Origin of the sequence: Anaeromyxobacter sp. K, from assembly GCF_000020805.1 — a bacterium.
In the GTDB taxonomy this organism is placed as follows: domain Bacteria; phylum Myxococcota; class Myxococcia; order Myxococcales; family Anaeromyxobacteraceae; genus Anaeromyxobacter; species Anaeromyxobacter dehalogenans.
The window spans coordinates 472,815-491,713 of sequence record NC_011145.1 but is presented as its reverse complement, the minus strand read 5'-3'; the positions used below and the strand labels follow the sequence as shown (position 1 = coordinate 491,713).

The 18,899-nt window shown below is 75.8% G+C and carries 19 protein-coding genes; 1 reads left to right on the top strand and 18 read right to left on the bottom strand.

What is annotated here, in order from left to right:
• Positions 1-10 precede the first annotated feature (10 nt).
• Entirely contained in the window at positions 11-988 is a 978-nt protein-coding gene (locus ANAEK_RS02150) for a ParB N-terminal domain-containing protein (RefSeq protein WP_012524508.1), read from the bottom strand.
• A 71-nt stretch (positions 989-1,059) separates the two neighbouring features.
• Here ANAEK_RS02150 and ANAEK_RS02145 point away from each other — a divergent pair, with 71 nt between their 5' ends.
• Entirely contained in the window at positions 1,060-2,064 is a 1,005-nt protein-coding gene (locus ANAEK_RS02145; protein WP_012524507.1) for an ATP-binding cassette domain-containing protein, read from the top strand.
• 172 nt (positions 2,065-2,236) lie between these two features.
• Here the strand turns inward: ANAEK_RS02145 and ANAEK_RS02140 are convergent, their stop codons facing one another.
• The 17 genes from ANAEK_RS02140 to ANAEK_RS02060 form a co-directional block, all read right to left on the bottom strand.
• Positions 2,237-3,421 (bottom strand): small ribosomal subunit Rsm22 family protein, encoded by a 1,185-nt coding sequence (locus tag ANAEK_RS02140; protein WP_041454013.1) that lies wholly within the window; start codon positions 3,419-3,421, stop codon positions 2,237-2,239.
• Positions 3,422-3,531: 110 nt separating this feature from the next.
• Complete coding sequence (locus ANAEK_RS02135; RefSeq protein ID WP_012524505.1) at positions 3,532-4,236, bottom strand: pirin family protein; 705 nt, start codon at positions 4,234-4,236, stop codon at positions 3,532-3,534.
• A 91-nt stretch (positions 4,237-4,327) separates the two neighbouring features.
• Positions 4,328-5,245 carry a ribonuclease Z gene (rnz, locus tag ANAEK_RS02130; RefSeq protein ID WP_041454166.1) on the bottom strand — a complete coding sequence of 306 codons (918 nt, stop codon included), beginning with the start codon at positions 5,243-5,245 and terminating at the stop codon, positions 4,328-4,330.
• 65 nt (positions 5,246-5,310) lie between these two features.
• Entirely contained in the window at positions 5,311-6,099 is a 789-nt protein-coding gene (locus ANAEK_RS02125) for an ABC transporter permease (protein ID WP_012524503.1), read from the bottom strand.
• On the bottom strand, positions 6,100-6,897 hold the full coding sequence (locus ANAEK_RS02120; protein WP_012524502.1) for an ABC-2 family transporter protein: 798 nt from the start codon (positions 6,895-6,897) through the stop codon (positions 6,100-6,102). It lies immediately after the preceding gene.
• A 57-nt stretch (positions 6,898-6,954) separates the two neighbouring features.
• Positions 6,955-7,932, bottom strand: coding sequence for an oxidoreductase (locus ANAEK_RS02115; protein WP_012524501.1), 978 nt, complete (start codon positions 7,930-7,932; stop codon positions 6,955-6,957).
• 46 nt (positions 7,933-7,978) lie between these two features.
• Positions 7,979-9,925, bottom strand: coding sequence for a M3 family metallopeptidase (locus tag ANAEK_RS02110; RefSeq protein ID WP_012524500.1), 1,947 nt, complete (start codon positions 9,923-9,925; stop codon positions 7,979-7,981).
• A gap of 111 nt (positions 9,926-10,036) precedes the next feature.
• Positions 10,037-11,035: an NAD(P)H-dependent glycerol-3-phosphate dehydrogenase gene (locus ANAEK_RS02105; RefSeq protein WP_012524499.1), complete on the bottom strand. Its 999-nt coding sequence runs from the start codon at positions 11,033-11,035 to the stop codon at positions 10,037-10,039.
• Between the two features lie 117 nt (positions 11,036-11,152).
• Positions 11,153-11,881 carry a lipopolysaccharide assembly protein LapB gene (locus tag ANAEK_RS02100; protein WP_012524498.1) on the bottom strand — a complete coding sequence of 243 codons (729 nt, stop codon included), beginning with the start codon at positions 11,879-11,881 and terminating at the stop codon, positions 11,153-11,155.
• A 57-nt stretch (positions 11,882-11,938) separates the two neighbouring features.
• Positions 11,939-12,613 carry a GNA1162 family protein gene (locus ANAEK_RS02095; protein ID WP_012524497.1) on the bottom strand — a complete coding sequence of 225 codons (675 nt, stop codon included), beginning with the start codon at positions 12,611-12,613 and terminating at the stop codon, positions 11,939-11,941.
• A gap of 2 nt (positions 12,614-12,615) precedes the next feature.
• The gene (locus ANAEK_RS02090) at positions 12,616-13,098 is read right to left on the bottom strand and encodes a DUF4810 domain-containing protein (protein ID WP_012524496.1); all 483 of its coding nucleotides are present in this window, start codon (positions 13,096-13,098) and stop codon (positions 12,616-12,618) included.
• Complete coding sequence (locus tag ANAEK_RS02085; RefSeq protein ID WP_012524495.1) at positions 13,098-13,400, bottom strand: hypothetical protein; 303 nt, start codon at positions 13,398-13,400, stop codon at positions 13,098-13,100. The genes ANAEK_RS02090 and ANAEK_RS02085 overlap by 1 nt, the downstream gene beginning before the upstream one ends.
• Positions 13,401-13,408: 8 nt before the next feature.
• Complete coding sequence (locus ANAEK_RS02080) at positions 13,409-14,374, bottom strand: CsgG/HfaB family protein (protein ID WP_012524494.1); 966 nt, start codon at positions 14,372-14,374, stop codon at positions 13,409-13,411.
• A 167-nt stretch (positions 14,375-14,541) separates the two neighbouring features.
• Positions 14,542-15,636 (bottom strand): NAD(P)/FAD-dependent oxidoreductase, encoded by a 1,095-nt coding sequence (locus ANAEK_RS02075; RefSeq protein ID WP_012524493.1) that lies wholly within the window; start codon positions 15,634-15,636, stop codon positions 14,542-14,544.
• Between the two features lie 3 nt (positions 15,637-15,639).
• Positions 15,640-17,400, bottom strand: a complete 1,761-nt coding sequence (locus ANAEK_RS02070) for an AMP-binding protein (RefSeq protein ID WP_012524492.1) — start codon at positions 17,398-17,400, stop codon at positions 15,640-15,642.
• Entirely contained in the window at positions 17,397-17,699 is a 303-nt protein-coding gene (locus tag ANAEK_RS02065) for an acyl carrier protein (RefSeq protein WP_012524491.1), read from the bottom strand. The genes ANAEK_RS02070 and ANAEK_RS02065 overlap by 4 nt, the downstream gene beginning before the upstream one ends.
• Positions 17,693-18,829, bottom strand: coding sequence for a type III polyketide synthase (locus ANAEK_RS02060; RefSeq protein WP_012524490.1), 1,137 nt, complete (start codon positions 18,827-18,829; stop codon positions 17,693-17,695). Before ANAEK_RS02060 ends, ANAEK_RS02065 begins: the two co-directional genes overlap by 7 nt.
• Between the last annotated feature and the right edge of the window lie 70 nt (positions 18,830-18,899).

The following is an 18,899-nucleotide window of genomic DNA, read 5'->3' as shown; positions in this document are numbered from 1 at the left end:
AGCGCGGCCGCTACTCCGCCTCGGGCGCGCCGCCGCTGCGCGCCACGTCCTCGCTCTTGATCTTGCCGGGGTCCATCCCCTGGGCGCGCTTCGTCATCTGCGCGAACAGCTCGTCGAACGGGGGCGCCGCCCCCTTCATGAACCGGAGCGGGTTCACCCGCGCCACCACGAAGTTCTTGAGGTAGGGCGAGTCGAACCCGCGCGCCTTCAGCCGCGCCACCGCCTCGCCCACCGCGTCGTCGAACGCGAGCAGCACCCCGGCGCGCCGCTCGCGCTCGGCCAGCGCCCGGGAGAGCTTCTCGTCCGAGAGCGCGTCCACCTTCCGCAGGATGGGCGCGTAGGCGCCGCCGGAGAGGCGCGGCCGCTGCTCGTAGGCGAAGCCGAGCGTGACGAGCGCCGGCTCCTCGAACTCGAGCGCCATCTCGCTCTCCCTGGGATCGAGCGCGCCGGCGAGGTCGCGGTACATGCGCACCACCTCGAGCGCCTTCTCGCGGAGGTTGTGCGCCTTCTCGATGTTGAGCGCGAGGATCTGGTACGCGACCTCGCGCTCCGGCACGAGCAGCGCCAGCACCGTCCGCGCCCCGAGCTCCTTCAGCGCGGTGAGCCGGTGGCCGCCGTTCGGCGTGAGGTACCGCTCGCCCTCGCGCACCGCGACGATGGGATCGAGGTACCGGCGGGTCTTGTCCATGGCGAGCGTGAGCTTGCGCACGTGCGCGTCGGAGACGTCGCGCTGGAACGCGGTGCGCTCCACCTTCTCGACCGGCAGCGCCACGAACAGGAGCGGGTGGCCGCCCAGCGGTTCGCGGTAGGCGGCCAGCACCGCCCCGCCGTCCGCCTCGACCGCCTGCGCCAGCGCCTCGAGCTCCGGCGGCCGCTCCGCGAGCGCCACCTGCTGGGCGCCGAGCTCGGTCGGCTTCAGCGTCACCCCCTTGCGGGCGCGGGGACGGCCGGTCTTGGTGACCGGGCGCTTCTTCTTCGTGGCGGCCATGAACCCATGGTAACCGGCCGCGCGACACGGGGGTTGCCCCCGGGAGGTCCGGGCCGCAATATCTCGCCCCCGTGATCCAGGTCCGCGCCCTCGCCAAGCACTACCGCGTCGCCCGGCGCCCCCCCGGCCTCGCCGCCGCGGTGCGCGCGCTGTTCCACCGCACCTACGAGACGGTGCGCGCGGTGGACGGCATCGACTTCTCCGTCGGTGAAGGCGAGCGCGTCGGCTTCCTGGGGCCGAACGGGGCGGGCAAGACCACCACCCTGAAGATGCTCTCCGGGCTGCTGCACCCCACCGCCGGCGACGTCACGGTGGCCGGGCACGTGCCGCGCCGCCGCGAGCCGGCGTTCCTGAAGGCCATCACGCTGGTGATGGGCCAGAAGCAGCAGCTGATCTGGGACCTGCCGCCCGCCGAGACGTTCGAGCTGAACCGCGCCGTCTACGACATCCCGCGCGCACAGTTCCAGGAGACGGTGGCGGAGCTGACCGAGCTGCTCGAGCTGGGGCCGCTGGTGCAGAAGCCCACCCGCCAGCTCTCGCTGGGCGAGCGGATGAAGTGCGAGCTGGCGGCGGCGCTCCTGCACCGGCCGCGGGTGCTGTTCCTGGACGAGCCGACCATCGGGCTCGACGTCTCCATGCAGGCCACCGTGCGCCAGTTCGTGAAGGCGTACAACGAGCGCTACGGCGCCTCGGTGATCCTGACCAGCCACTACATGGAGGACGTGCTGCAGCTCTGCCCGCGGGTGGTGGTCATCGACCACGGCCGGATCATCTACGACGGCGACCTGCGCGCGCTCGCGCACCGGATGCGCCCGGACAAGCGGATCGTGCTGCGGCTCGCGACCGGCAACGGCGCGGGGCCGTCGGGCGGGGACCTGGCCCGCTTCGGCCAGGTGGTGTCGGCCGAGCCCGGGAGCGCCACGCTGCAGGTGGCGGCCGAGGAGGTCTCGGCGGTGGTGGCGCGCCTGCTCGCGGCCATGCCGGTGACCGACCTCACGGTGGAGGACCCGCCGCTCGAGGAGGTCTTCTCCGAGCTGTTCCGCGCGTCGCGGCGCGCGGCGGAGCCGGCGAAGTAGCGGGCGCCTCAGAGCGCGTGAATCCATCCCCGGACCGAGCCAGGCGGTCGAGACGCGAGCAGCGCGAGGCGCGACGACCGAGCATGCCCCGAGGCATGTGAGGGAGGAGCAACGACGCGATGCGACGCGGATCGGCCGCCGCGGCGACGGGAGGGGATGGGTTCACGTGCTCTCAGCGCTCGTCGCGCGGTGGCGGCACCGGCCGCCCCGCCGGCGCGAGCACCTTCACCGTGGAGGCCTCGCCCAGCGCCAGCCCGTCCCCGCGCGGCTCGGCCCCGGTCACCTCCACCACGTCGCCGCGCAGGAGCCGCTCGAAGGCGCGGTTCTCCGGGCGCACGTGCTTCTCCTGGAGGCTGAGGCCCATCCGGCCCTCGGGGCCGCAGCCCATGTAGCGCAGCCGGCCCTTCGACGGCAGCGGCTCGGAGACGATGCGGAACACCTTGCCGGCCGGCGGCGCCTGCCAGGCCTCGCCCGGCGCCGCCACCACGAGGTAGCTCATCTTCACCGCCTCGCGCCGCAGCCCGGCCGCCTTCGCGATCTGCGCCACCAGCGGCGGCGGGTCCACCGGCCGCTCGGCGTGGCACCAGTCGGTGTCGCGCAGCAGCGCCGGGCACGGGCCGCGGAACAGGCACGGGGCGCGCACCGCGGCGCCGCGCTCGACCAGGAGGTCGCGCACGCGCAGCAGCGCCCGCGAGGTGTCGCGGAGCGCCGGCTCGATCACGAGGAGCGAGCCGCCCGGCGCCACCAGGGCGAGCGCCTCCTCGAGCAGCCCGGCGCGGCGCCGGTCCTCGTCCTGGCCCTTCCACAGCTCGTTCAGCACGTGGCCCATCGAGACGAGGTCGAAGCGCCGGCCGCCGGCGAGCGCGGCCAGCCCGGCCCGGGCCGGGTTCCACTCGCGGGTGGCGAGCGGCTCGCCGGCGTGGCGGGCCAGCTCGCGCGCGGCGGCGAGCGCGCGGGCGGAGCGGTCCGCGGCGGTCACCTCGGCGGCGCCGGCGTCGAGCGCGGCGAACGCCATGGGGCCGGGCCCGCTGCCGAGGTCGAGCACGGCGCGCGGGCGGCGCGGCAGCTCGGAGAGGACGCCGCGCGCCTGGAGGTACGAGACCGGCCAGTAGAAGAGCAGGTAGGCGCCGAGGAGCCGCTCCTCGTCCATGTAGCGGGCGCCGGCCAGCTCGCGGTCGCGGGTGAGGCCGCGCGAGAGCCGGGCCACCGCCGCCCCGACCTCGCGCAGCTCCTCGGGCAGGAGCGCGTCCGGCGGGGGGCGGGGGCCGCGGCGCGGGGGACCCTTGCGCGCGGCGCGCCAGGTGGCGAGCAGGCGGGGGACCCAGCGCGCCAGGTCGTCGGCGGGCGTGTTCGGCACGCCCGTGGTTCTAGACCAACCCGCGTTCCGGCGGAACAGCGGCGCGCGGGCCAGGCGGCAGCCGGCCCCGGCGAGCCCGCGAGCCCGCCGGGGCGCCGCCTCGCGCACGTTCAGGCGAGGTCGAACACCAGCAGCTCGGCCGTGCCCTCCCCCGCCCCGGCGAGCGCGACCTCGGCCTCGCCGGAGAGCGCCGCGCCGTCGCCGGCGCGGAGCCGCTCGCCGTTCACGGTGGCCTCGCCGCGCGCCACCTGCACCCAGGCGTGCCGGCCCGCCGCGAGCGGGAGCGCGGCGCGCTCGCCGGCCGCGAGGAGCGTCGCGTACACCCGTGCGTCCGTCTGGATGGTGGTCGCGCCCTCGGCGCCGTCGGGCGCGGCGATCAGGCGCAGCCTGCCGCGGCGCTCGGCCTCCGGGACCTCCCGCTGCTCGTAGGAGGGCTTCACGCCCTGCCGGTCGGGGATGAGCCAGATCTGGAGGAAGTGGACCTCCTCGCGGTCCGATCCGTTGAACTCGGAGTGCATCACGCCCGTGCCCGCGCTCATGCGCTGCACCTCGCCCGGCCGCAGGCGCCCGCCGCCGCCGGTGGAGTCGCGGTGCGCGAGCGTGCCGGCGAGCACGTAGGAGAGGATCTCCATGTCGCGGTGGCCGTGCGTGCCGAACCCCTCGCCCGGCTTGACCCGATCCTCGTTGACGACGCGCAGGGCGCGGAAGCCCATGTGCGCCTCGTCGTGGTAGTCGGCGAACGAGAAGGTGTGGCGGGTGTCGAGCCAGCCGTGATCGAAGTGGCCCCGGGCCTCGGACTTGCGGACGGTGATCATGCGCGGAACCTAAGGACGGGATCCGCCCGGTCCAGCGCAGGCCATGCCGATGGCCCCGCGTATGGGCGAGGCAGGGCGAGGCGCCGCCCCGTCACGCCGGCAGCGGGACCTCGAGCACCATGCCGTCGTGCGCCACGTCGAGCGGGCCCTGCCAGACCTCGCGCGCCTGCTCCACGAGCGGCTCCCAGGCGCGGTCGTAGCGGGTGGACAGGTGCGTGAGCACGAGCCGGCCCACGCCCGCGTCGTGCGCCACCCGGGCCGCGCCGCGGGCGGTCGAGTGGAGCGTCTCCTCGGCCCGCTCCGCCTCGCCGTCGCCGAAGGTGCAGTCATGCACCAGCACGTCCGCGCCCCGCGCCGCCTCCACCGTCGCCGCGCACGGGCGCGTGTCGCCGGTGATGACCAGCGACCGGCCGCGCCGCGCCGCCTCGACCACCTCCTCCGGCCGCACGGTGCGGCCGTCGGGCAACGTCACCGGCTCGCCGCGCTGGAGCGCGCCGAACAGCGGGCCCTTCGGGATCCCGAGCGCCTCGGCCTTGTCCGGGTGGAAGCGGCCCGGCCGGGCGTCCTCGCGGAGCGCCCAGCCGAGCGACGGCGTCCGGTGCTCGGTGGGGAACGGGACCATGGCGCAGCCGTCGCGGCGCACCGCCTCGCCCGCGCGCACCTCGTGGATCCGGACCTCGTAGCTGAAGCGCTCCGCGCCGGTGAACAGCATGGTCTCGAGCAGCCGCTTCGCCGGGCGCGGGCCGTAGAGGTCGAGCGGCTCGGTGCGGTTCTGCATCGACAGCGTCCGGAGGAAGCCGATCGCGCCGAGGTAGTGGTCGGCGTGGAAGTGGGTGAAGAAGATGGCCGCCACGTCGAACCCGGCGCCGAACTGGATGAGCTGGCGCTGGGTGCCCTCGCCGCAGTCCACCAGGAACAGCTCGCGCTCCCGCCGCACCGCGTGGCCGGTGAGGTTGCGCCGGATGGTGGGCTGGGCGGCGGAGGTGCCGAGGAAGGTCAGGCGGAGCATGCCGGCCGGAATGTAGTCGAAGCGCGGGCCCGGCGGCACGCCGGATCGATGGGGGGCGCCTCTCGCTAGGACGACGCGGACGTGTAGCGGGAGATGGAGCGGAGCCAGACCGCGCGGGCGAGCCCCGCGAACGCCACCGCGCCGGCGGCGATGAGCAGGGCCCTGGGCGGCGCCAGCCGGCCCAGCAGCGCCTCGGCGGGGAAGGTCGTCATCACCGCGAGCGGCACGATGAAGGTGAAGATCACCCGGAGCGCGCCGCGGAACACCGACGCCGGCCAGCGCGCGGCGTCGTAGATCGACACGAACAGGAACGAGAGGTTGTCCACCTTCACCACGAAGAAGGCGGCGGCGACCACGATGATCCAGAGCGAGTACAGGATCACCGTGGCGGCCCCGAACAGCAGGCACGCCGCGAGGACGCCGCCCGCCGCCGGCGGCCGGCCCATGCGGTGGAACGCCACCGCGAAGATGACGAGCCCGCCCAGCACGTCGATGATCCGCCACGGCTCGAACTTGGCGGTGGAGACGAGGAACTGCGCGTCGGCCGGCTTCAGCAGCACGAAGTCGAGCGTGCCCTTGCGGATGTGCTCGACCACGGTGGTGAGCGACGGGTTCACCGCGCCCTCCAGCACGCCCTTCATGAGCGTGAACCAGCCCATCACCACCAGCGCCTCGTCGAAGCTCCACCCGGCGACGGCGTCGCGGCTGCCGTAGACCACCAGCAGCGGCACGAGCGACCACCCGGTCCAGAACAGCGCCAGCGCGCCCTCCACCAGGAACTCGACGCGGTACTGCATGGCCACCGCGGCCGAGGCGCGGAACTGCACGGCGAGCAGGCGGAGGTAGCGTCTCACCTACCCTCCGAACGCCGCGAAGCGGCGCAGCCCGAGCGCCCAGGCGGCCCGCGCGCCCAGCGCCAGCGCGCCCACGAACGCCCACTGGATGGCGAGCTCGGCGAGCGCGGCCGAGCGCGGGGTCATCCCGATGATCATCTCCACCGGGAACGCCAGCATGTACCGGAACGGCAGGAAGCGCGCCGCGGTCGCCACCCAGTGCGGGAACAGCTCGAGCGGCACGAGGTACCCGGAGAACACGCCGAACAGGCCCAGCCAGATCTCGAACAGCGAGCCGGCCTGGTCGATCCAGAACGCCAGGGCGCCGATGATCGCCATGGCGAGGAACGTGATGAGCCAGGCGCCCAGCACCGTCACCGGGAACAGCGCCACCAGCAGCGGGTCGCCGGTGAGCCGGTCGCGGCCGACCACCAGGAGCGCGCCGAGCGCGATGGGCAGCGACACCAGCAGGCGCACCGGGATGGCGGAGAGGTTCTCCGCCGCGTAGGCGAGCAGCGGGTGGACCGGCCGGAGCAGCCGGAACGCGAGCGTGCCCTGGCGGATCTCGTAGTTCAGCTCCCAGATCACCCAGGCGCCGGTGAGCAGCCGGACCACCAGCGTGGCGAGGTAGTAGGCCACGAAGTCGCGCTGACCGAAGCGCCCCACCGGCGCGTCGCGGGCCACCGCCGTCCACAGCGCCAGCATGACGAGCGGCATGTTGGTGGAGAGCAGCCACACCACCATCTCGGCGCGGTACGCGACCGCCTCGGCGAAGCCGATCTTGAGGAGCGTGGGGATGGCGCGCAGGGTCCGGGGCACGGGCGGGCGGAAAGGTAGATCGTCGCGCGCGCGGGCGCCACGGAATGGCGCCCGGCGCTACCCGTACGACTCGCGCTTCACCCGGTCGCGCGGCACGCCGAGCTCGTCCAGGGCGGCGAGCGCGGCCTCCAGGAACCGGGGGGCCGGGGTCTCCCCGCGCTCCTTCGCGGCGGCGCGCTCGATCGGCCCGACCGCGGGGCCGCACGCGTACCAGAGCGCGGCGCGCGGATCCGGGACGAGCTCGCGGAGCAGCTCCGCCGAGATGCGGCCGCGCCGCACGCCGGGCCCGCGGCGCTCCGGCTCCGGCTCGCGGGTGAGCGTGTGCACCACGCGCAGCCGGTCGGGGTGCTCGGCCGCGAGCTGGCGCAGGCCGTCGCGGTAGATGACGTCGTCCCAGGTCCGGTTCGAGTAGACGAACGTGTGGCGCAGGCGCGGGTGCTCGCGGAGCGCGTGCTTCAGGATCGACCAGTTCGGCACCGAGCCGGAGCCGGCCACCACGTGTACGAGGTGGTCGGTCTTCTCCTCGACCCGCGGCGGCAGCACGTACGGGCCGGTGAAGCCGGTGATGACGAAGCGGCTGCCGCGCGGCGTGCGCCGCACCAGCATCGGCGAGAGGAGCGGCGGGTACCGGGTGCGCCCGCTCTGGTACGTCTCCTCCTTCACCGTGATGGCGAGGTAGCGCTCGTGCGGCGCGGACGCCAGCGAGTAGGCGCGCGGCGCCTCGCGCTTGCCCTTCAGGTCCTCCAGGTAGGCCACCCACCGCTCGAGCGCCGGGAACTGGCGCGGGTCGATGGTCAGGAAGTGACCGGCCAGGTAGTCGAGCCGATCGTTGCCGGTGAAGAGCACGAGCGTGGTGGTGTCGGCGGTCTCCTCGATCACGTCCGCGACCATCACCTCGAGGTCCTTGATGCGCCGCCGCGGGACCTCGGCGCGCACCGGCTCGCCCTCCGGCGGGACGGCGGTGCGGACGGCGCGGGTCTCGAGGGCGGGCTCGCTCATCGAGAGGACATAGGCGGGCCTGCGGCGGCCCGCCATGCCGCGATCGAGGCTACGGCGCCGGGTGACGGGCGCCGGCGGGCGATCAGGCCTCGAGCCAGGCGGCGAACGCGTCGAAGGCGTGCGGCCGGCCGAGGAAGTCCTTCACGAGGTCGGCCGCGGGCTTGGAGCCGCCCGGCTCCAGCACGGCCCGGCGGTAGCGGCGGGCGGGGGCGGGGTCGAGCAGCCCGGCCTCGCGGAACGGGCCCAGCAGGTCCTTCGCGATCACGAGCGACCACATGTACGTATAGTAAATGGCGCTGTACCCGTCGAGGTGTCCGAAGGACTCGTGGAAGTAGGTCCCGGGCACGTGGCGGAACGGCGTGTAGCGCTCCTGCAGCTCGGCGACGAGCGCGGTGGTGTCGAGCGCGGCGGGATCGCGCCGGTGCAGCTCGAGGCTGGTCGCGGCGTAGAACATCTGCTGCCGGACCATCAGGCCCTTGCCGTACTCGTCGGCCGCCTTCATCCGCGCCACCAGCTCGGCGGGGATGGGCTCGCCGGTCTCGACGTGGCGCGCGAAGGTGGCGAGGACCTCCGGGTCCCACACCCACTCCTCCAGCATCTGCGAGGGCGCCTCCACGAAGTCCCACTCGGTCGCGACGCCGGACTGGCCCGCCCAGCGGGTGTGGCCGCCGAGCACGTGGTGCAGCAGGTGGCCGAACTCGTGGAAGAAGGTGCGGACGTCGCCGTGCTCCATGAGCGCCGGCGCGCCCGCGGCCGGGCGCGGGAAGTTGCACACCAGCACGCCCTCCGGCAGCCGCCGGCCGGCCTGCCCCGACGCGAGCGTGAACTGGGCGTAGTGCTTGTACTTGCCGTCGCGCGGGTGCATGTCGAGGTACACGCGGCCGAGCAGCGCGCCGTCCTCGATCACGTCCCAGGCCTCGACCTCGGGGTGCCACACCGGCGCGTCCGGCGCGCGGCGGTAGGCGATGCCGAAGATCCGCCCGGTGACGTCCAGCACCCCCTGCTTCACGCGCTGATACTCGAAGTACGGCCGCACCGACTGCGAGTCGAAGCCGTAGCGCTCCGCCTTCACCCGCTCCTGGAGCCAGGCCGAGTCCCACGGGTCGACGCGGTCGGCGCCCGGGCTGTCCTCGCGCTTGCGCTCGAGGAGCTGGGCGTGGTCCCGCCGCATGCGCGCCTCGGCGGCGCCCGCGATCCGCTCGATGAAGTCGGCCGCGGCGCCCTCGCTCCCGATCATCTTGTCCTCGGTGACGTAGGCGGCCCAGCTCGGGTAGCCGAGCAGCCGCGCCAGGTCGGCGCGCCGCGCCAGCATGCGCGAGAGCACCTCGAGGTTGCGCGGGTGGCCGCGCAGCCGGTACAGCCGCCAGAGCGCCTCGCGCGCCGCGGCGCTCCGCGCATAGGTCAGGAACGGCACGTAGTCGGTGTTGTCGGTGGTGAGCGTCACCCGGCCGTTTGGCCCGGGGGCGTGCGCGCGGCGCCAGTCCTCCGGGAGCCCGTCCAGCGCGGCCGGCTCGACCTCCAGCCGGCGCACGTCGTCCTTGATGTTGCGCCCGAACTCCTGCCCCACCCGCACCAGCTCCTCGCGGAGCGCCTTCACGCGCGCGCGGGTGGCGTCGTCTCGGTCCACGCCGGCCCGGCGGAAGTCGCGCAGGCTCTTCTCCACCAGGTGGCGGGTGGCGGCGTCGAGGCCCGAGGGGTCGAGCCCCGCCAGCGCGTCGTACAGGCCGCGGTCGAGCGACAGCTCGGTGGAGAGCGCGTCCACCTCGCGCTCCGCGGCCTCGGCCGCATCGCGCAGCGCCGGATCCGGGTGGACGTTGCGCGCCAGGCTGGCGCGCGAGGCGGCCTCGGAGAGCGCCGCGAACGCCGCGTCGAACGCCTCCAGCGTGGCCAGGCCGCCCGCCGGCCCGAGCGCGCGGGCCCGGGCGGCCTCGGCGCGGGCGCGGTCCATGTCGCGGCGGCAACCCTCCGTGAACGCGAGGGGCGTGCCGGTCAGCTCTCGGGAGGCCTCGGGGCGCAGGGGCTCGGACATGGCCTCATGTGTACTTCGCCCCGGGCCGATCCGCACGGGGCCGGTGCGGGGCCGCACCGGCGGTGCGCGCGGGGCCGCGGCGGCGCGGGCCCCGTGCGCGCCCGGCGCCGGTCACAGCTCCGGCTTGGTCTCGCGCATCATGAGCGCCGTCACCGCCTCGCGCGGCGCGAGCCCCTCGTACAGCACCCGGTAGATCGCCTCGGTGATGGGCATGTCGACGCCGAGCCGCTTCGCCAGCTCCCGCGCGCTGCGCGCGTTGCGCACGCCCTCCGCCACCTGCCCGAGCTCGCGCTGGATCGCGTCGGCGGTCTTGCCCGCCGCGAGCCCGCGCCCGACCGTCCGGTTGCGCGACAGGTCCGACGAGCAGGTCAGCACCAGGTCGCCCAGGCCGGCCAGGCCGGACAGCGTGAGCGGGTTCGCGCCCTTGCGCACCGCCAGCCGCGTGATCTCGGCGAGCCCGCGGGTGACGAGCGCCGCCATCGCGTTCGCGCCGAAGCCCATGCCGTCGGAGATGCCGGCCGCGATGGCGACGACGTTCTTCACGCAGCCGCCGACCTCGCAGCCCACCACGTCACCGGAGGTGTACGGGCGGAACGTCTTGGTGTGGAAGGCGTCCTGCACCTGCTTCGCGATCCGCTCCCAGCGCGCCGCCACGGTGACCGCGGTGGGCAGGCCCTTCGCGACCTCCTTCGCGAAGGACGGGCCGGAGAGGACCGCCAGGTACGGGTGGAGCGGGACCGGCAGCACGTCCTCGACGACCTCGGTCATGGTCATGAGCGTGTCGAGCTCGATGCCCTTGGCGACGCAGACGATGGGCGTGCCGGCGTGCACGTGGCGCTTCGCCTCGATCACCACCGGGCGGACCGCATGCGAGGGCACGGCCAGGACCACCAGCTCCGCGCCCTCCAGCGCCTTCGCGACCTCGCCGCTGGCGTGCAGGGTCGGCGGGAGCTGCAGGCCGGGCAGGTAGCGCTCGTTGCGGTGGTTGCGCGCGATGTCGTCGAGGACCGCGGCGTCCTTGTCCCACGAGGTGACGGTGTAGCCCTTGCCGGCGAGGAGGGAGGCGAGCGCGGTTCCCCAGGAACCGGCGCCCAGGACGGTGGCGCGCATGATGGGTTCTCCTTTGCGGCCATCCTAGCCAGGAGCGGTCCGCGAAACGGTCTTGATTCTGCGGGGCGGGCCGTGATGGGGCGGAACGCGGGGGCGTCCCCGGCGATGCGCGGTGCGTCAACCGGCCGCGGCGGCGACCGCGGCGAGGACCAGCACCACCCCGAGGGCGACCGCCGCGGGGCGCCAGGGCTGCAGCCGCCACGCGAACGGGCGCTCGTGCTTGCGGTGGAAGCGGGGCAGCGAGACGTACTCGCGCCAGCCCTCCTCGCGCCGGCGGCGCGCGCCGTCCTGGTCCCCGAGCTTGTCGAGCGCGCGCGCCAGCCAGAGCCGCCCCTCCACCGAGCCGGGGCGCTCCACCAGGAGCCGCTCCAGCGCCTCGCGGGCGCCGGCGGCATCGCCGCGGCCCAGGCGCTGCCGCCCGAGCTCGAGGTCGATCTCCCCGGCCCGGAAGTCGGGATCCGCGGCGCGGGCCACGGCGAGCGCGCGCTCCGCCGGCTCGGCCTGACCGCTCCGGCCGAGCGCCGCGCCCATCAGGAACGCGGTGTGCGCGTCCTCGTCCCCCGCCTCCACGTTGGGCCGGAGCACCTGGGCGGCGCGGGCCGGGCGGCGCCCGGCGAGCAGGAGATCGGCGAGTTCGAGCCGCGCGCGGCGGTCGTGCGGGTTCACCTCGAGCGCGCGGGCGAGCTGGAGCCGGCGGCGCCACCGTGCCACCCCGCGGAGCGGATCGGGCAGGACGCCCACCGTCATCCGGTCGGTCGCCCACCAGACGGCGAGCAGGAGCGCGAGGGCGCCGAGCGGGCTGCCGGTGAGCTGGACCAGCAGGTAGAACAGGAGGAGCTTGGACATGGGGCGGCGGGAGCCTACCCGCCGGCGCCCCCGGATGCGAGCGCCGGCGGCCTGCCCTCACCGTTGCGCGGCCACGACCTGGACGTCCTGGCCGTACTCCGCGCGATACGGCCCCGCCGGGAAGCCGGGGCCCGGCCACGCGAACGCCTGCGCGTTCGCCTGCCGCGCCAGCGGCATGTAGTTCGGCGAGGCCTTCGTGACGGCGGCGTTCACCAGCGCGCCGATGAGGCCGCCCCCGGAGTTGCCGGGCTGGTAGCTCATGGACCGGCGCTCGGTCCAGAGCGTCTGGCCGGTCTTGCCGTCCTTCAGCACGTACTCGAACTCGACGTTCACCTGGGTGGTGACGACCATGTACTTCGCCTCCCACTTCTCGATGGAGGCGAGCAGCACCGCGTCGGCCCCGAACAGCGAGCAGAGGCGCACCGGGTCGGCGCCGTGCACCAGCGAGGCGTCGGCGAGGCCGTCGTCCTCGAGCACGCGCTTCACCAGGTTGACCGGGAACACGTAGTAGCCGCGCTCCGCCACCGGCACCGGCAGCGTGGAGAGGAAGTACTCCGGCGCGTCGATCTCGACGCTCTTGTTCACCACCGGCACCACCAGGATGGCGCGCGGGCGGGCGGTGTTGAACGCGCCGTAGTCCTTCTTCACCTGGGCGGTGCCGCAGGCGGAGAGCAGCGCGGCGAGCGCCGCGAGCGATGCGATGCGTCCCGCGACCGATGCGAGCCGTTCCATGTTCACCTCCGCTCCAGCGCGCCGGCCGGACCGTGCGTGGCGGCGGCCTTGGCCGGCGCCTTCGCGGGCGCCCTGGTGGCCTTCGGCGGGGCGCTGGCGGGCTTCGCCGGCGCGGGCGCCGCCGGCTCCTTGCCGCCGCGCCGGTCGGCGAGGCCGATCATCTTCTGCATGAGCACGCCGGACTCGGGCCACTTCTCGCGCTCGAGCTTGAAGTACCGCGAGGCGTCCTCGTACCTGGCCTCCTCGTAGAGCGCGTACCCGTACTCGGCGTAGCAGCCCGGCGGGACCTTCTCCCCGGCCTGGTCCGCCTCGTCGATGACGACGCGCAGGCGCTCGACGAACGCCTCGCGGTCCTGCGGGTTCTTGTAGTGGGCGTACAGCGCGTCGTCGTACGCGCCCCAGCGGTAGAGCGTGCGCCCGGCGCACCCCTGCAGCAGGGCCGCGGTCGCGGCGAGGACGAGGACCGCGCGGAGGGACGCGCGCATCAGTGCACCCTCACCGTCTTCAGCTCGCTCTCGACGAACACCGTCTGCCGGTACACCGCGGCGCCGGACGGGTCGCGGATCTCCACCTGGTGCGTGCCCGGCTCGACGCGCAGCACGGTGGGGTTGCCGTCGTACGCGCTCGCATCGCCCACCGGCTGCCCGTCCACCACCAGCACGGCGCCGGCGGGCGCGCCCGCCACCGCGAGGCTGGGGCGGCTCTCGATCGTCTTCACGACCGTCTGCGGCATGGCGCAGCCCGCCACCAGCGCGGCGGCCGCCGCCGCGAAGACCACGTTCCGCATGGCGTACCTCACGGCGTGGCCTCGGCCACGAAGAGCTTGGGGAGGGCGGCCTTCTCGATGGCGCCGGACGTCACCTCGCACACGGCGCCCTCGCTGGTCTCGCCGTCGCCGAACAGCGACAGCACCTTGATCGTCCCGACGCGCTTCGGCGGGAGCGCCACCTCGAACCCGGTCTGGCGGCTCTTCACCGTGTTGCCCGCCTCCATCACCGCGAGCACGTCGCCCTCCCGGACGCCCTGGTGGCGGCCGCCGGAGATGAACACCTGCCTGCCCTGCACCTCGAGGATGTCGGAGCGCCAGGGGCGGGCGGCGAGCGTGGAGACCAGGCGGTCGATCACGTCGGAGATGGCGGCCGCGATGGCGCGGTCGTTCAGGGTGGCGTCGTACTCGGCGCGGCTGCCGAAGCCGGCGATCTCGCCCGACTCGGTGCTCGCCTCGCCGGCGCCGAGCGCGGAGAAGTACGCGTGGCCGGTCTTCACGTCCACCAGGCGGATGTCCACCTTGGCGCGGGCGGTCTGGACCTTGGTGCTGCTGAGGAAGCCCTTCTTGCCCCCGACCGAGCGGCCGAACTCGGTGACCGAGCCGGAGATCACCGTGTCCGCGCCCACCAGGCCGGCGACGCCCCGGAGCGCCTGCTCGCGCTCGAGCTTCTGCAGGTCGGGGCGCTCCAGCACCACGAAGCTGCCCGACATGACGAGGCGCGACGCCAGCATGTCGGAGGCCTGCTTGCCGATGCGATCGAGGTCGGCGTCGTTCAGCAGCGAGCGGCCGTAGCTCGTCTCGTTGGTGAACCGCGCGATGGCGATCCGGGTCTTGTAGCGCTTGGCCGACGGCGCGGGCGCCTGCGCCTGCTGCTGGGCGGCGACCTGGGCGGCCTTGGGGACGGGGGACTCCACCTCCACCGGAGGCTGCGAGACGGTGGCGCACGCCTGGAGCGCCAGCGCCGCCGCCGGCAGGGCGAACCGGATCCGCATCGGACTCTCCTCCGCACCGGGTGCGGGAAAGGGACGCGGCACGCTACCACGAGGGGTGTTCCCCACAGTGAACCGAATCGACCGCGCCCCCGATCCACGGGACGCGCGGATGGAGGCGCGGGGCGCAGGGACGGGCGCGGTGTGCGATGACGGCGGAGGCCTCGCCCTCAGCCCACCGCGGCCGCGACCGCCCGCTCGAACGGGCGCGGGGCCGCGGCCGCGAGGGCGATGACGCGGCGCCGCAAGGCGGGGTGTCGCGCGAGCGCGAGCACGAGCCGGGTCCAGCGGGCGTACGGTCCGTAGCGGCGCCGCCACGCGCCCTCGTAGGCCGCGAGGTCGCGGGGGGTGGCGCCGCGGGCCAGCGCGCGCGGGAGCAGCGCGGCGAGGTCGAGGGCGCACCCGAACGCGAGCGAGAGCCCTTCCCCGGTGACGGCGTCCAGGTAGCCGCCGGCGTCGCCGAGCAGCACGAGCCGGTCCGCCACCCGCGCGCGGGCGGCGCGCGCCAGGGGGCCGGCGCCGCGGGCCGGGCTCGCGAACGCAGCGCCCTCGAGCCGCGCCGCGAGCGCCGGGAAGCGCCCGATCAGCGCCTCGAACGAGCGCGCCGCCCCGCGCTCGAACAGGAACGCGACCCCGACCTGCCGCGGGCCCACCGGCGTCACGTAGGCCTCGACCCCGTCGCCGAAGTGCACCTCGACCGCGTCGCCGGCGTCCGGGACGTCCACGTGGCGCCGCACCCCGAAGCGCTCCGGCGCGCGCACCGGGCGCTCCAGGCCGGCCCGCCGCCGGGTCGGGGAGCCGAGCCCGTCGGCGGCGACGAGCACCCGCCCCTCCGCCGCCTCCCCGCCCGCCAGCGCGACCCGCACCCGGTCCGCGAGCACGCGGTGCTCCGTCACCTCGGCGCCCTCCCGGAGCTCCGCGCCGGCCTCCCGCGCGCGCCCGCGGAGCGCGGCCTCGAGCGCCACGCGCCGCACGCCCAGCCCTCCCGGCCCGGGCAGCACCAGCCTGGCCGCGGCCCCCGACGCGTCCACCCAGCGCAGCTCGCGCAGGGGCCGCGCCTGCGCCGGCCCGAGGCGCGCGCGCACCCCGAGGCGCTCCAGCGCGGCCACGCCCGCCGGGAGGATGCCCTCGCCGCACGCCTTGTCCACCGGTCCCCGCCGGCGCTCCAGCACCAGCACGTCGAGCCCGCGCGCGGCCGCGGCGGCGGCGAAGGCGAGCCCCGCCGGTCCGCCGCCCACCACCACGGCGTCGCGGAGCCGCGCCACCGCTCAGCCCCCGCGGCGCCGCGACCGCCCGAAGGCGAGCTGCGAGCGCGCGGCGGCGAGGGCGAGGCGGAGCGCGCTCACCGGCTGCGGCGGCGTGAGCGTCCCCGCCTGGAAGCGGCGCAGCGCCTCGGCGCGCCGCAGCTTGCCGGAGGACGTCCGCGGGAGCGTGCCGGGCGCGAGCAGCCGCACGGTGTGCGGCGCGATGCCGGTCGCGGCCAGCACCGCGCGCCGGACCCGCGCCTCGAGCTCGGCGTCCGGGGTCCCCTCGTCCCGGGCGCGCTCCGCGAGCACGAGCAGCGCCTCGCCGGCGCCGCCCTCCGGCTCGAAGCCGAGCGCCACCGCGCAGCCCGGGCGCAGGCCGGGCAGCGCCGCGAGCGGCGCCTCGAACTCCTCCGGCGCGTGGTTTGCGCCGCGCACGATCACGAGGTCGCGGGCGCGGCCGTGGAGGTGGAGCGCGCCGTCCACCACGAAGCCGAGGTCGCCGGTGTCGAGCCATCCACCCCGGAGCGCCCGCGCGGTCGCCTCCGGGTCGCCCAGGTACTCGCGCATGAGCGCGGGGCCCCGCACGAACACGCGCCCGACGCGCCCCTCCCCCACGCGCACGCCGGCCTCGCCGCGCAGCTCGACCTCGACGCCCGGGACCGGGGTCCCGACGGGCATCACCTCCCGCCCGCCGGGCGCGACCACGCCGTCCGACGCGAGCCGGGCGGCGTCCACCCCGAGCCCGCCGAGCGGCCCGCCGGGGCGCGCGAACGTCACCGCCAGCGCCGCCTCGCTGAGGCCGTACACCGGCACGAGCGCCCGCGGGTCGAGCCCGTGGGGCCGGAAGCGCTCGGCGAAGCGCCGCAGCGCCACCGCCGAGACCGGCTCGGCGCCGTCGAGCAGCAGCCGCACCGTGGCGAGCGAGAGGCCGGCGAGGTCGGCGTCCTGCACCCGGTCGGCCGCGTACGCGTACGCGAAGCTGGGCGCGGCCGAGATCGTGCCGCGCCGCCGGGCCAGCGCGCGCAGCCAGAGCGCCGGGCGGGTGAGGAAGTGCTCGGGCGGGATGAGCACGAGCGGCCCCGGGTAGCTCATCGCGGCGAGCAGGCAGCCGATGAGCCCCATGTCGTGGTAGAGCGGCAGCCACGACACGAGCACGTCGTCCGGGCCCGCCGAGGTCGCCGCGACCAGCGCGTCGGTCATGGCCGCGAGCGCGCGGTGGGTGAGCGCGACCGGCTTCGGGTCCACCGTCGTCCCGGAGGAGAACTGCACCAGGCCGAGCGCGTCCGGCTCCGGCTCGCGCGCGATGCGGGCGGGCAGCGCCGAGAGCGCCGACACGTCCACGCACCCGAGCTCCGGCCCGCCCCGCTCGACGGCGCCGCCGAGCAGCCGCCGCGTGCCGCCCGCGGAGACGACCAGGCGCGCCCCCGCCACCTGGATCATCCGGCCGGTGTCCACCGCGTACGCGTCGAGCCGGCCCAGCCGCACCGGCGGGTAGAGCGGCACCGGCACCGCGCCGGCCAGCCACGCGCCGAAGAACGCGTCCAGGAAGGCCGGCTCGGTCCGGAGCACGATGGCGACCCGATCGCCGCGCCGGATGCCGAGGTGGACGAGGTTGGCGGCGGCGCGCTCGGCCCGGGCGCGGACCTCCGACCACGGCAGGAACGTCTCGCGCTCGTGCAGGTCGAGGAAGGTCGCGCCGGAGGGGTGCGCGGCCGCGGCCGCCAGCGCGTGCGCCAGCGTGGCGTGGCGCGGCGGCGGCTGGGGCGGCCCGCGCAGCCTCACGGCAGCAGCTCCGGCGCGGTGCGCGCCACCACCAGCCGCGCGAGGTCGCCGAGCGTCCGGACCGCCAGGCCGGCCTCGTCGTCGAGCGCGATCCGGAACCGGTCCTCGACCGCGACCACCAGCGAGAGCCGCGCGAGCGAGTCGAGGGCGTCCACGAGCGGCGCGTCGCGCCCGGCCGCCAGCGCGGCGTGCGCGCCGTCCAGGCGCAGCTCGGCCCGGGCGATCCGCACGATCTCCTGCGCGACGCGCCCCTCCGCGTCGTCACCCGCCGCCTGGCCGACGTCCCGGGCGCTCACCATCGCAGCAACACCAGCTCGGCCGCGAAGCCGGGGCCCATGGCGGCGAGCAGCCCGAGGTCGCCCGCGCGCGCCTCGCCCGAGTCGAGCAGGTCGCCGAGCACGAACAGCACCGAGGCCGAGGAGAGGTTCCCGATGTCGTGGAGCGAGCGCCAGGAGCGCTCCAGCGCCGCGCGCGGCAGGCCCAGCGCCGCGCCCACCGCCTCCAGCACCTTCGGGCCGCCGGTGTGCGCGACCCAGTGCCGGATGCGCCCGCGATCGAGGCCGTGCGCGCCGAGGAAGCGGTCCACGTCCGCGCCGAGGTTCGCGGCGATGACGTCGGGCACCTTCGACGAGAGCAGCACCTTGAAGCCGCCGTCCACCACCTCCCAGCCCATCACCCACTCGGTGTCCGGGTAGAGCACCGACGCGGTCGCGACCACCTCCGGCCCGCGGGGCCGCGCCGAGGCCGGGCGGGCCCCGCCGCCCAGCACCACGGCCGCCGCGCCGTCGCCGAACAGCCCGGTCGCGACGACGTTCGCCATCGAGGTGTCGTCGCGCTGCAGCGTGAGCGAGCAGAGCTCGACCGACAGCAGCACCGCGACCTCGTCCGGGAACGCGCGCAGCGCGTCCGAGGCGCGCGCCAGCCCCGCCGCGCCCGCCAGGCAGCCCAGGCCGAAGATGGGCGTCCGCTTCACCGAGCGCGGGAGCGCCATCCGATTCACCAACCGTGCATCCAGCGACGGGGTCGCGACGCCGGTGACGGTCACGTAGAACAGGTGGCCGACGTCGGACGGCCCGAGCCCGGCCCGCTCCAGCGCGTCGCGGACCGCCGCCTCGCCCAGCTCCGCGCCGGCCTGCGCGTAGGCGGCGTTGGCCTCGCCGAAGCCGCCCAGGCGCGAGTACGCCTCGAGCGGGAGCGCGAGGTGGCGCCGGGCCACCCCGGTGGCCCGGTGGAGCTCGGCCAGCCGGCCGGTGTTGAAGTGCGCCTCGCCCCAGTGGGCGGAGAGCGCGGCGATGAGCGTTTCCTGGTCGGCGACGGTCGCGGGCAGCGCGCGGCCGACGGAGAGGACTTCGGGGTTCGGGCTCGTGGATGGAACGGGCGACCTCCGCGGCGAAGCCCATCGGATGCGGGGGCGCGGCGCGCGTTGCAAGGTCCGCCCGGGTCCGCCCGGGGCGTCCCCCCATGGCGCGCCACCGGCGGGGGCGGGCGGCCGCTCCCTC